The organism is Blautia glucerasea (genome assembly GCF_020537505.1).
Taxonomy (GTDB): Bacteria; Bacillota; Clostridia; order Lachnospirales; family Lachnospiraceae; genus Blautia_A.
In genome coordinates this window covers 75,623-88,522 of sequence record NZ_JAJBMO010000015.1, presented here as the reverse complement: position 1 = coordinate 88,522, position 12,900 = coordinate 75,623, and the positions used below count along the sequence as shown (strand labels likewise).

Annotated in this window: 10 protein-coding genes and 1 tRNA gene; all 11 read right to left on the bottom strand. The window is 44.2% G+C overall.

Features of this window, described 5'->3' with window-relative positions:
• Positions 1-391 precede the first annotated feature (391 nt).
• Positions 392-479, bottom strand: a tRNA-Ser gene (locus LIQ05_RS12620).
• A gap of 170 nt (positions 480-649) precedes the next feature.
• The gene (locus LIQ05_RS12615; protein ID WP_226821077.1) at positions 650-1,363 is read right to left on the bottom strand and encodes a lysophospholipid acyltransferase family protein; all 714 of its coding nucleotides are present in this window, start codon (positions 1,361-1,363) and stop codon (positions 650-652) included.
• Between the two features lie 121 nt (positions 1,364-1,484).
• The gene (locus tag LIQ05_RS12610) at positions 1,485-2,048 is read right to left on the bottom strand and encodes a hypothetical protein (protein ID WP_226821075.1); all 564 of its coding nucleotides are present in this window, start codon (positions 2,046-2,048) and stop codon (positions 1,485-1,487) included.
• Between the two features lie 17 nt (positions 2,049-2,065).
• Positions 2,066-4,618, bottom strand: a complete 2,553-nt coding sequence (gyrA, locus tag LIQ05_RS12605; RefSeq protein WP_226821074.1) for a DNA gyrase subunit A — start codon at positions 4,616-4,618, stop codon at positions 2,066-2,068.
• A 15-nt stretch (positions 4,619-4,633) separates the two neighbouring features.
• Complete coding sequence (gene gyrB, locus LIQ05_RS12600) at positions 4,634-6,556, bottom strand: DNA topoisomerase (ATP-hydrolyzing) subunit B (RefSeq protein ID WP_226821072.1); 1,923 nt, start codon at positions 6,554-6,556, stop codon at positions 4,634-4,636.
• A gap of 255 nt (positions 6,557-6,811) precedes the next feature.
• Positions 6,812-7,657 carry a 16S rRNA (cytidine(1402)-2'-O)-methyltransferase gene (gene rsmI, locus LIQ05_RS12595; protein WP_226821070.1) on the bottom strand — a complete coding sequence of 282 codons (846 nt, stop codon included), beginning with the start codon at positions 7,655-7,657 and terminating at the stop codon, positions 6,812-6,814.
• 151 nt (positions 7,658-7,808) lie between these two features.
• The gene (locus tag LIQ05_RS12590; protein WP_226821068.1) at positions 7,809-8,549 is read right to left on the bottom strand and encodes a tRNA1(Val) (adenine(37)-N6)-methyltransferase; all 741 of its coding nucleotides are present in this window, start codon (positions 8,547-8,549) and stop codon (positions 7,809-7,811) included.
• Positions 8,542-9,441 carry a PSP1 domain-containing protein gene (locus LIQ05_RS12585; RefSeq protein ID WP_226821066.1) on the bottom strand — a complete coding sequence of 300 codons (900 nt, stop codon included), beginning with the start codon at positions 9,439-9,441 and terminating at the stop codon, positions 8,542-8,544. Before LIQ05_RS12585 ends, LIQ05_RS12590 begins: the two co-directional genes overlap by 8 nt.
• A gap of 1 nt (position 9,442) precedes the next feature.
• Positions 9,443-10,432 carry a DNA polymerase III subunit delta' gene (holB, locus tag LIQ05_RS12580; RefSeq protein ID WP_226821064.1) on the bottom strand — a complete coding sequence of 330 codons (990 nt, stop codon included), beginning with the start codon at positions 10,430-10,432 and terminating at the stop codon, positions 9,443-9,445.
• A 204-nt stretch (positions 10,433-10,636) separates the two neighbouring features.
• Complete coding sequence (locus LIQ05_RS12575) at positions 10,637-11,230, bottom strand: guanylate kinase (protein ID WP_226821062.1); 594 nt, start codon at positions 11,228-11,230, stop codon at positions 10,637-10,639.
• 27 nt (positions 11,231-11,257) lie between these two features.
• Positions 11,258-12,859 carry an aminotransferase class I/II-fold pyridoxal phosphate-dependent enzyme gene (locus LIQ05_RS12570; RefSeq protein WP_226821060.1) on the bottom strand — a complete coding sequence of 534 codons (1,602 nt, stop codon included), beginning with the start codon at positions 12,857-12,859 and terminating at the stop codon, positions 11,258-11,260.
• Positions 12,860-12,900: the final 41 nt, after the last annotated feature.

Sequence of the window (12,900 nt, the reverse complement as noted above, 5' to 3'; positions counted from 1 at the left end):
TAAGCACGCCGCCAGCGTTCATCCTGAGCCAGGATCAAACTCTCTGATAAAATGTTTGATTCACTCAAGACAACCAACTAGCTTAGTTATCTCTCGTCATTACTGTTTTAAAAGTTTCATTCGAAAATGAATTGTATAAAGAAATTTTCGAGAATCGTATGTGTTTCACTGTTTAGTTATCAAGGTTGTTCACTGTCAGCTCTTCGCGACAGCTTGTTTATTTTACCTCATCTTTTTTCGTTTGTCAAGAACTTTTTTAAGTTTTTTCAAAACTTTTTGATGAAGTTTTTTATCTTTGTTGACGACTCGTCTACTCTATCACAAGTAGGAAGCTTTGTCAACTACTTTTTTTAATTTTTTTAGATTTTCTAAAATCTTAAAAAATCAAAAACGGAGAAGGAGGGATTTGAACCCTCGCGCCGCGTTAGCGACCTATACCCTTAGCAGGGGCACCTCTTCGGCCTCTTGAGTACTTCTCCAGTCTCCGAACTACTTAACCAATGTTAAATTGTGGAGTTGCGCGTTTTTCATAGCGCATTTGTTATTATACTTAAAAGGTTACTTCTTGTCAACAGCTTTTTTCTATTTTTTTTATTTTTTCACCAATTTTATTCAGTGTGCTTTTTTAGGCTGACAGGAGGGCCTTTCATTATTTTTCATTTGCCTGAATTGTCTCTTCAATTCTGCGTTTTACCTCTTCTGCAATCTCAGTTGATTTCATATCTTTATATTCTTCGTATTCCATTGGTTCTAAGAAATGTACCTGAACATCCAGCATCTTCGCTGAGCCAGTATCAAATGCTTTATAAGAATCGATTAATGCAACAGGTACGATCGGGCATTTCGCTTTCATAGCCGCTTTAAAACTTCCGCCCTTAAATTCCTGCGGATGATTTCCATTTTTGCTTCTGGTTCCCTCAGCAAAAATAAGATAGTTTCTTCCAGCCTTTACTTCCTTGGTCACATTGATGATCACCTGCATAGACTGTTTGATATCTTCTCTATCAATAAGAAATGCCTTCATGCACGCAAAAACCTGTTTTAAAAATGGAACATTTCCAACTTCTTTCTTCGCTACTACAGAAAAAGGTACCGGACACACTTCCATTATGGCCAAAACATCATACAACCCCTGATGATTGGGATAAAACATAAATCCATTTTTCGAAGGTATATTTTCCACTCCATAGGCATCTATATGGAGATTTCCTCCTCGATTGGCTGCATGATCAATTTTTTTCAACATGGCGTAGCGTTGTTCTTCCGTGTATTTATCCACATGTGCAGCATACCAGTTCAACATAATCCAGTAATATGGAATAAACAAAATATTCTTTAATACCATTACGATAATTCTTTTCATCTTCAAGCCCCCTTTACTTCTAAAACGGACATGTCGCCTATCAGCGACATTACCATATATGAGTCCTCAATATGGCAAAAGGCCGCTGCAAGATTCAACTATCCTGCAGCAGCCTCCTCTTTTACTCTGCGTTCAGCTTATTCGCAATTTTTTCTTCATATCCCGGATTCTTTTTCATAAATACATTGTATGCCTTTGTATAACTTTTGTAAGTATCTGTAGTCATAAACTTGGCATAATCTGCGGCCGCCTGATCTCTCAGTTCATCTGTAATATCAGATGGCGGCATTACATAGTATTTATTATCTTTTTTCTCCACCATATAGGTTCCAACGCAAGGATATTCCTGTTCATTTTCCAATACCAGGTTATAGGTAATGTATACATAAGTATAATTTCCATTTTCGGAAAGCTTATCGCTTTCTTCAATCTTTACCTTGGTTGGCTTATGAGCTTCAAAATACTTTAAGGTAGCGTCAATTTCGCTCTGAAGAAGCTCATTGGTGTCCTTATTATCATTCTGGGAATAACACTGTTTTACCTTTTTCTCGTTTCCGCTCACATAATTTTTTATGAGAGCTTCCACTACTCCCTCTGGAGACTTATGATTTACACCGCATCCGGACATCACCAGCACAAGTGCCAGTGCAATGCCCAGGATCCATATTCTTTTTTTCTTTTCCATCTCTTTACAGATTCCTTTTATTCTTTTTCATCTGTACCCAGTGAGTCTTCTTCTGCAAAAACCTCTTCTGCTTCTTCAGTTGTTTCCTCACTGCTGCCTTCTGCGGGATTTTCATCTACCTTTTCACGCACTTTGGCAACACTTGCCACAGTAACACCTTCATCCAGATTGATCAGCTTCACTCCGGAGGTAATTCTTCCAAGAATGGAAATTCCTGCACAGGTAATACGAATGATGATTCCCTCTGTGGTGATCATCATGATCTCGTTTTCTTCATTCACAGCCTTAGCGCCAATTACATTGCCGGTCTTCTCTGTGATCTTGTAGCACTTCACGCCTTTACCGCCACGGTTCTGGCAGGTAAACTCACTCATGGCAGTACGTTTACCCATACCATTCTCAGATACTACAAGCAGATAATCTCCCTGAGAGTTCAGCTGCATTGCTACCACTTCATCACCCGGATCAAGATTCATACCACGTACACCCATTGAGCTTCTTCCCGTACTTCTTACATCAGTTTCCTTGAAGCGGATGCACATACCGTCTTTGGTTACCAGCATAATATCCTTGGTATCATCTGTAGCTTTTACTTCGATCAGCTCATCGTCATCGCGAAGTGTGATTGCCACAAGACCAGTCTTACGTACGTTGGTGTATTCTTCCATCGGTGTCTTCTTCACAAGGCCGTTCTTTGTTGCCATAACCAGATATTTACCTTTTTCGAATTTACGCATAGGAATAACAGCTGTGATACGCTCCCCTGGCATAAGCTGCAGAAGGTTCACGATTGCTGTACCTCGTGCAGTTCTTCCTGCTTCTGGGATCTCGTATGCTTTCAGCCTGTATACACGTCCTGTATTGGTAAAGAACATCAGATAATGGTGGGTAGTGGTCATAAGCAGTTCTTCGATGTAATCATCATCAATGGTCTGCATTCCCTTGATTCCACGTCCGCCCCTATTCTGGCTGCGGAAATTATCTACTGTCATTCTCTTGATATAGCCAAGCTTTGTCATAGTGATGACCGTATTTTCCCTTGGAATCAGATCTTCTGTGGAAAGATCATATACGTCATATCCAATAGCAGTTCTTCTCTCATCACCATATTTGTCAGCAATTGCAAGAATCTCTTCTTTTACAACACGAAGAAGAAGATTTCTGTCTGCAAGAATTGCCAGGAATTTGCGGATTTTCTCCTCCAATTCTGCATATTCAGCTTCCAGCTTCTCTCTTTCCAAACCGGTGAGAGCTCTCAGACGCATATCTACAATGGCCTGAGCCTGCACATCTGTCAGCTCAAATCTTTCCATCAATTCCTGCTTCGCAATCTGAACATTGCGGGCAGCACGAATGATCCGGATAACCTCATCGATGTTATCCAGGGCCTTTAACAGACCTTCCAAAATGTGAGCACGTTCCTGTGCTTTATTCAGATCATATTTGGTTCTTCTGGTAACAACATCTTCCTGATGAGCCAGGTAATGCTCCAGAAGTTCCTTCAGATTCAGTACCTTTGGAACCAGACTGTCACCCTGCGGTACTACGCAAAGCATGATCACGCCAAAAGTATCCTGCAGCTGGGTATGCTTGTACAGCTGATTCAGCACAACATTTGCATTGGCATCTTTACGCAGATCAATACAGATGCGCATTCCCTCACGGCTGGAATGATCGTTCAGGTCTGTGATTCCATCAATCTTTTTGTCACGGACAAGCTCTGCGATCTTCTCGATCAGACGTGCTTTATTTACCAGGTATGGAAGCTCGGTAACGATAATACGGGATTTTCCATTTGGTAAGGTCTCAATATTGGAAACTGCACGTACACGGATCTTACCGCGGCCTGTGCGGTATGCCTCCTCAATTCCCCTTCTTCCAAGAATCGTAGCTCCTGTAGGGAAATCCGGGCCTTTTACAACATCAAGAAGCTCCTCAATGGTTGTCTCGCGCTGCTCCCCGATGGTATTGTCAATGATTTTTACAACAGCATTAATAACCTCACGAAGGTTGTGAGGTGGAATGTTGGTAGCCATACCTACGGCGATACCTGTAGTACCATTTACCAGAAGGTTCGGGAAACGGGAAGGAAGCACCTTCGGCTCTCTTTCCGTCTCATCAAAGTTCGGCTGGAAGTCTACAGTATCTTTGTTGATGTCGGCAAGCATCTCCATGGAGATTTTGCTCAGGCGGGCCTCTGTGTATCGCATTGCAGCTGCGCCGTCGCCGTCCACAGAACCGAAGTTTCCATGTCCGTCAACAAGCGGATAGCGGAAAGACCAGTCCTGTGCCATATTTACAAGTGCTCCATAAATAGAGCTGTCACCATGAGGATGATATTTACCCATGGTATCACCAACGATACGGGCACATTTACGATGTGGCTTATCCGGACCGTTGTTCAATTCGATCATAGAGTACAGCACTCTTCGCTGTACCGGTTTCAAACCATCTCTTACATCTGGAAGTGCTCTTGAGGCAATAACGCTCATGGCATATTCGATGTAAGATTCTTTCATGGTTTTCTCCAGATCCACCTCATGGACCTGGTCAAAAATCTTGTCATCCATATTGTTCTATCTCCCCTAGATATCCAGATTCTTTACAAAACGTGCGTTCTCTTCGATAAATTCACGTCTTGGTTCTACCTTGTCACCCATAAGTGTAGTAAATACAAGGTCAATTTCGGAGGTCGCTGCCTCGTCCATTGTGACACGGAGAAGGATACGCTTCTCAGGATCCATGGTAGTCTCCCAAAGCTGCTCTGCATCCATCTCACCCAGACCTTTGTAACGCTGGATCTTATTGTTGGAGTCTCGCCCTATCTCTGTAAGGATGGCGTTCAGCTCATCATCATCGTAAGCGTACCATACCTTCTTGTTCTTCTCAATCTTGTAAAGAGGCGGCTGTGCCAGATATACATAGCCCTGCTTGATCAGTTCCGGCATAAATCTGTATAGGAAAGTAAGCAGCAGTGTGGCAATGTGTGCACCATCAACATCGGCATCGGTCATAATGATGATCTTGTGATATCTCAGCTTGGAAATATCAAAGTCGTCATGGATACCAGTACCAAATGCGGTGATCATAGCCTTGATTTCTTTATTTGCATAAATCTTGTCCAGACGTGCTTTCTCTACATTCAGGATTTTTCCACGAAGAGGAAGGATCGCCTGTGTAGCACGATTACGGGCTGTCTTCGCAGAACCACCCGCGGAATCTCCCTCTACGATGTAGATCTCGCAATTCTCCGGATTCTTATCGGAGCAATCGGCAAGCTTGCCAGGAAGGGACATGCTGTCCAGGGCAGACTTTCTTCTGGTAAGGTCTCTGGCCTTACGTGCTGCTTCTCTGGCCCTCTGGGCAAGTACAGACTTCTCTACGGTCGCCTTGGCTACAGCAGGGTTCTGTTCCAGGAAAATCTCCAGCTGTTTGCTTACAACGCTGTCTACAGCGCCTCTGGCCTCACTGTTGCCAAGTTTCTGCTTGGTCTGGCCTTCAAACTGGGGATTGCCGATCTTAATGCTTACAATGGCTGTCAGGCCTTCTCGGATGTCATCACCAGAAAGATTGGGCTCGCTGTCCTTGAGAAGCTTATTCTTTCTGGCGTAATCGTTAAATGTGTTTGTAATGGCATTTCTGAAGCCAGTGATATGGGTACCACCCTCAGGTGTGTTGATATTATTTACAAATCCGTAAGTATTCTCTGTGTAAGAGTCATTATGCTGCATGGCTACCTCAACAGCTACACCGTCCTTCTCGCCCTCACAGTAGATGATTTCCGGATAAAGAGCCTCTTTACTTCTGTTCAGATAAGTTACGAACTCGCGGATACCACCCTCGTAGTGGAAGGTTTTCTCACGCTCCATGCCCTCCCGCTTGTCTATAAGAACAATCTTCAGTCCTTTGGTAAGGAATGCCATCTCACGGAGACGCTGTTTCAGGATATCGTAATCGTATACAGTTTCCTCGAAGATCTGCTTGTCTGGAAGGAATGTAACGGTAGTTCCTGTGGCATCACCACAGTCGCCAACCTCACGAAGAGGATACATTGTCTTGCCTCGCTCGTAACGCTGCTCATATCTCTTTCCATCTCTGCAGATCGATACTTCAAGCCACTCAGACAGTGCGTTAACAACTGACGCACCTACACCGTGAAGACCGCCGGATACCTTGTAGCCTCCACCGCCAAATTTTCCGCCTGCATGAAGAATGGTGAATACCACCTCGACAGCCGGGATACCAGCTTTATGATTAATTCCTACCGGAATGCCTCGTCCGTTATCTACAACTGTGATGGAGTTATCAGGATTGATTGCCACATTTATTTCTGTACAATAACCGGCCAGTGCCTCATCTACGGCATTGTCCACGATCTCGTATACGAGATGATGAAGACCGCGGCTGGATGTACTTCCAATGTACATACCCGGTCTCTTACGTACGGCTTCCAGACCCTCCAGAATCTGGATTTGGTCCGCTCCGTATTCCGTATTTGTTTCGCCCATGATATTCCTCCTGTTATGATCTATTTAAAACTCACAGGAACTTACGGCTCTTTTCTGCTGTCGGATCTTGTTCCTGTTTTTGCGCATAAAAATACAAATTTATTATAGCACAAAATCCCCGTTTTTGCCAGTTAAAAGCCATTTCCAGATGTAAAAAAAACGGCGTATTTTCAACGAATATCCGTCAAAAATACGCCTTATCCCACCCTATATGTCTGCTTGTCAGGAATAACACCTGCCAGAACAGTTTCTTCTCTATTTTTGCACCAAAAGCGCCTGGTAAATATCTCTTTTGGTAACGCCGCGATCCTTTGCAACCATCTTCATTGCCTCTTTTCGTGGGATTCCCTGATTTTCATAAATCGTCATATGTTCCTCAATGGAAATGTCCTTCCAGGACTCCTGTGACTCCTGCTCCATTTCCTTTCGGCTTCTGCCCTCAATTACCAGGACACATTCCCCAAGTGGCTTCTGCTCCTTGTAAAAAGCGATCAGGTCTTCTATCGTGGTCCGAAATGCAGTCTCATGCTTCTTGGTAAGCTCGCGGCAAAGTGTCATTCTGCGGTTTCCAAGAGCCTGGTACAATTCCTGCAGGGTACCAACCAGGTGATGGGGTGCCTCATAAAGGATGATGGTGCGGGTTTCGTTTTTCAGCTCTTCCAGAATGGCTTTCCGCTCTTTTTTATCCTGGGGCAAAAAGGCCTCGAATGCAAATCTGCGAGTGGAAAGTCCGGACAGGGTAAGGGCTGTGATACATGCAGCCGGGCCTGGAAGTGAAGTTACTTCAATTCCAGCATCGTAACACATAGCAGCCAATACTTCCCCTGGATCAGAAATTCCAGGTGTTCCCGCATCTGTGATCAGTGCCACATTCATTCCTGCCTGCATTTTCCCAATGAGAGTGTAGGCTTTCTCCACTTTATTGTACTCGTGGTAGCTGGTCATGGGCGTTTTGATGTCAAAATGATTGAGAAGCTTGATGCTGTTGCGGGTGTCTTCCGCAGCGATCAGATCCACTTCTTTCAGAACACGGAGCACACGAAGCGTAATATCCTCCAGGTTTCCGATTGGTGTGGCACATAGATATAATTTACCACTCATATTTTTCTCCCTTCTGCAATCATCTGTATTTTGCATACATTGTTAATTTTCATAAAATATGAGAAATCCGCTGATTTACTGCGTAAATCAAACATGATGTACTACTCCTAACCCCTTTGCCTTTTTCTTCAATAGTCAGTATCTGGCATGTTCACACCATATCATACAATTCCAAAATATCCTTCGTATAAACTCCTGGCTTCTCGTACACAATCAGCGGTCTTTCCACTGTGATACGGGAATTGCCGCCTTTCAAAGCCTCTATCAGAACCATATTAGGCTCTCGGTCAATGTATGGGTAAACAAGCTGCATGCGCTTAGGCTCCAGCTTATATTTCGTCAGAACATTCATAATTTCTGTCAGTCTGAACGGCCTGTGCACCATGTAAAAACGTCCTCGGTCTCCAAGAATCTTCGCTGCCTGGCTTACCACATCCTCCAGTGTACAGAGGATCTCATGTCTGGCGATGGCCTTTGGCATGTGCGGGTTGGTCAGTCCATGCTGCCCGATCATGTATGGCGGATTGCATGTGACAACATGAAAAGAAGCTGCCCCGAAAATGCTGACAGCCTCCTTAATATCACCTTGTCTGATACTGACCCTGTCCTCCAGGTTATTGTACTTTACACTTCTTCCTGCCATCTTGGCACATTCTTCCTGGATTTCCAGACCTGTAAAATGCTCTCCTGGAGTCTTAGAGGCAAGGAGCACCGGAATAATACCGGTTCCGGTTCCCATGTCCAGAACCTTTTCCCCTTTCTTCACTCTGGCAAATCCAGATAAAAGAACAGCGTCCATACCGAAGCAGAATTTCTGGGGATCCTGAATAATGTAATATCCATTCTGCAGGTCATCTACCCGTTCGTTCTCCTTCACAAGATCATTAATCATTTAATTTGGAATCTCCCTTTTTATCTTCCAGATCCTGCAGTTCCTTTAATTCCTGCTCGGAAACCTTGACTTTCTTTTTCTTAGAACGGAATTTCAGTTCTCCTACAGGAAATTCCTGGATTTCCTTCTCGTCACCGATCTCTACTACTACCTTTACAAGCTGTCGAAGTACATTTACACTCTGTACATTGCCCTGGATTCCATCTGGAGTGGTTACCGTATCGCCGATTCCAGGAAGTCTGCGGTTCAGCTCCTCGTAGGTCTCCTGCTCGTTCTTCAGACAGCACATCAATCTTCCGCATACACCGGAAATCTTGGTCTGGTTCAGAGAAAGATTCTGTTCCTTAGCCATACGGATAGATACTGGTGCAAACTCAGAAAGATAGGTATGGCAACAGAGGCATCTGCCACAGATACCAATTCCTCCAAGGATCTTTGTCTCATCTCTTACGCCGATCTGACGGAGTTCGATCCTTGTCTTGAAAATAGATGCCAGATCCTTTACCAGCTGGCGGAAATCGATCCTGCCGTCCGCGGTAAAGTAAAACAGCACTTTATTATTATCAAAAGTATACTCTGCATCAATCAGCTTCATCTCAAGTCCATGCTCGCGAATCTTCTTCTGGCAGATCTTGAAAGCATCCTTCTCACGCTCTCTGTTATACGTCTCTCTATCGTCATCATCCTGGGTAGCCACGCGAAGCACTTCCTTCAAAGGATGTACTACCTGATCGTCGGCTACTTCCTTAGGTGCAAGCACCACCTTTCCATATTCCACACCACGGGCGGTTTCCACGATCACATGATCGCCCGGTTTTACTTTATAGTTCTTCGGATTGAAGTAATAGATCTTACCTACATTCCGAAATCTTACGCCTACTACTTTTGCCATTCTATTTCTCCCTGATCGTAAGGAACAGAAGCTCAAGAGCAAGTTCTGTATTTACATTGGCGCGAAGACGTACCTTGGTCTTCTCCAATGCATCCAGAATCTTCTCCAGATTCTCATAGGAACGCTGGCTTGCCTGTTCCCTTATATAATTTATTTCCTGTTTGAAAACAAGATTATCAACTTCCCGTGTAGCCTTAAACATCAATACATCACGGAACCAGAACTGGAAAAGATCCAGATAGTCGCTAATGTTCTGCTTGTCATTGGAAAGCTCCTTAATCGCCTCTGTAAGCTCGTACACTTCCATACCATCTGCATTTTTCAGAATACGGAGGGCATTCTGGGTCATGTCTGCAAACTCCTGGGAAGTTGCGGCCTGTCTTGCTCTGCCAATACTGCCGTGCGCAAAGGAAGCGTCAATTTCTGCCTGATAATCCGGTACGTGAAGATGCTCCATCAGATATTTCTTCACCAGACCATCGTCTACTACTTTCAGATCCAGACGTACACATCTGGAACGGATAGTAGGCAGCAGCGCGTCAATATTGCTTGTGAGAAGCATGATAACTGCATATTCCGGCGGCTCTTCAATCGTCTTCAAAAGAGCATTCTGCGCCTGGGGATTCATCAGCTCTGCATTTGCCACAATATAAATCTTATATGGGCTGCAGTATGGCTTGATATCTACATCATTGATAACCTGTTCCCTGATTTCGTCAATTGTAATCACATTTGGCTTTTCATGGGTTACCATAATGATATCAGGGTGATTCTTGCCGATTGCCTTCTTACAGGAATCACAATGTCCGCAAGGCTCTATTCCGCCTTCTTCGCACTGCAATGTCATAGCATAGGTTCCTGCCAGCAGTTTCTTTCCAGAACCAGGGTCACCTGTAAAAATATACGAATGGGACACTTTCTCTGTCTGTATGGCATTCTTCAAATGTCTGATTATCTCTTCATGTCCTATAATGTCGTTAAACCCTAACATCGGAATCACCTCACCCTATCATTTTCGCTATTGTCAAAGGCTGCTGTCCGTAGCCTTCTGCATAGCTTATTTTGTGTACTGTCCACTGGTAAAGTTCTACGAGATGTTTGTTGTAAGCAACGTGAACAGTATCATCTTTCTTAATTCTATCATGTACGACAAAATCATGCTATAGTTTTTTGTTAATTTATTCTGAAAACATGATTACGAATGTGTGGACAATGCCATATATTCAGCAATTTTCTCCACACATTCCTCTAAATCAACATTCTGAAACCTTCTTGTAATTCCAGAAGCAGCAATTTTTTCTTCGGAAAAATCCTCCTGGTCTGCAAGAAATCTCCGACACATTTCCTCGTAACGGGGGACTTCCTGGCTGCGCTCTCTTTTCAGGGCTCTGGCAAGGCGTTCTCCATCCTCCACCTCAATGTAAACCGGGCAGACTGCCTCTTTCCCATAGTATTCTCTCATTTTCACATAAGATTCTAAAGTACCGATTCCCAGATAATCGGATTCTTCCAGCTTCACCTGACCGTCATCTGCTGTAAAGTAAGTCCAGATTCCATGCACCGTATGGTAAGCTCTTTCCTCAATCAGATTGCCGCGGCTGCGAAACTCCTCCAGCTTCTTATCATCTACGAAATAGTATTGTTTGCCGTTCTCTTCCTCTGCCCGGATGGGGCGGGTGGTATAGAGAACCAGCTTTTTCAGATGAAGCTCTTCATGTGCTGCAAGCCTGGCATAAATGTGATCCTTGCCGGACGCACTTTTTCCCATAATATAAAATATTTTTCCCATAATGTATCAGGCAGGGGGTAGTCCTTATTACTGATCCTCTGCCTGCTCCTTTACTACGCTTATAGTTTCGTTCTTCTCTCCGCAAAGACCGTGAAGGTTCAGGCCCTGCTCCATGTATCTTCTCACATTCCTTGTAAAAAGTCCAGTGATCTGTTCGCCGGGCACTATAATGGGAATTCCCGGCGGGTAAATATATACAAATTCTGCGGCGGTCTTGCCTACACTTTCTTCCAGAAGACAAATCTGGGAGGGGGCATCCATCGCCTGAGAAATGGACATAAGCTGCTTCATAGGACCGCATTTGCAGGCAGATTTTCCATTTCTCAGGTCACCGCTGCGGTTATCTTTTTGATCAAAGCCTTCACAATCATTAGTATTACATTTAACACAGTTCTGATTTTCCGGATCTGATGCATCTCCTAAATTCTTAACTGGTATTTCAGTTGTTACGTCTTTATTTTTCTCTGCCTGCACAGCTTCCTGTCTGTCAATTTCTTCTATGGCTTTGCAAAGTCTCTGGAAACCTTCTCTTGTGTCTCCAACTGCTGCCAGTGCAAGCACATAATTTTCCGTAGTCATCTCAACTTCCAGATGATAGTTTTCCCGAAGTCTTTTAGCAAGTACAGGCCCATTTAAACTGCTGTGCAGTGTGGACAGGATCAGCTTTGAGCGGTCATAATCAAAAGCTTCCGTACCAGCTGTATCATCTTCTTCCTGAAATTTCTCTCCAGGTGCAGGAACCAGACGGATATATTTACATTTTCCCAGCTGTCTGCGGGCGGTTTCCAGATTCTCTGTAAATTCATCAAACAGACGTCCACTCTCCTTCTCCAGCTTCGCTACGCAGGCATCCAGACTGGACATGAGAATATAAGATGGGCTGCTGGTCTGGTAAATTCCAAGAAATCTGTGGAGCAGCTTCTCACTTACCCGGTCGCTGCACAGATGAAGTACAGCAGTCTGCGTCATAGCCGGCAATGTCTTATGGAAACTCTGGATTACCACATCCGCACCAAGGTCTGCTGCTGAAACAGGAAAGTAATTCGAAAATCTGAAATGAGCTCCGTGTGCCTCATCCACGATCAGCGGAATCCCGTGGCGGTGAGCGGTCTCTGCAATCTTACGCACATCTGAGACTACACCGTCATAGGTTGGTGAGGTAATCAGAACAGCTTCGATTTTCGGATTCTCTTCCAGGCATCTTTCCACACGAGACACAGAAATTGAACCGTTTATCCCCAAATCGTTGTCGGATTGTGGATAAATGTATGTGGGAACCAGCTCCCGCAGATAAATAGCGTGGTAAACCGCCTTGTGACAGTTTCTTGCCACCAGGATCTGACCGCCTTTTTTCACAGATGCAGAAATGGCGGTGAGAAGCCCGGCTGTGCTTCCGTTCACACTAAAAAAGCTCTTCCTGGTGCCGTACATTCTGGATAAGGCATTCTGTGCCTCAAGTAAAATCCCCTCAGAGTAGTGCAGATCATCAAATCCATCAATCTCCGTAATATCACGTTCAATGGGAAAATCCCCCTCCACACATGCTTTGTTTCGCTTGTGACCAGGCATGTGAAAAGGATAAAAGTCGGATTTGCCGTAGTTCTCCAATTCTTTATATAATCTTTCCATTTTACCTCTCAATTTCATCAGAAATTCTGCAATCTGGTACA

Bases quoted from the DNA above. Each gene is read 5' to 3' on its own strand.
- LIQ05_RS12575 (WP_226821062.1), bottom strand. From the start codon at position 11,230: ATGGGAAAAATATTTTATATTATGGGAAAAAGTGCGTCCGGCAAGGAT.
- gyrA (WP_226821074.1), bottom strand. From the start codon at position 4,618: ATGGATGACAAGATTTTTGACCAGGTCCATGAGGTGGATCTGGAGAAA.
- rsmI (WP_226821070.1), bottom strand. From the start codon at position 7,657: ATGAGTGGTAAATTATATCTATGTGCCACACCAATCGGAAACCTGGAG.
- LIQ05_RS12610 (WP_226821075.1), bottom strand. From the start codon at position 2,048: ATGGAAAAGAAAAAAAGAATATGGATCCTGGGCATTGCACTGGCACTT.
- holB (WP_226821064.1), bottom strand. From the start codon at position 10,432: ATGTTAGGGTTTAACGACATTATAGGACATGAAGAGATAATCAGACAT.
- LIQ05_RS12585 (WP_226821066.1), bottom strand. From the start codon at position 9,441: ATGGCAAAAGTAGTAGGCGTAAGATTTCGGAATGTAGGTAAGATCTAT.
- LIQ05_RS12570 (WP_226821060.1), bottom strand. From the start codon at position 12,859: ATGGAAAGATTATATAAAGAATTGGAGAACTACGGCAAATCCGACTTT.
- LIQ05_RS12590 (WP_226821068.1), bottom strand. From the start codon at position 8,549: ATGATTAATGATCTTGTGAAGGAGAACGAACGGGTAGATGACCTGCAG.
- gyrB (WP_226821072.1), bottom strand. From the start codon at position 6,556: ATGGGCGAAACAAATACGGAATACGGAGCGGACCAAATCCAGATTCTG.
- LIQ05_RS12615 (WP_226821077.1), bottom strand. From the start codon at position 1,363: ATGAAAAGAATTATCGTAATGGTATTAAAGAATATTTTGTTTATTCCA.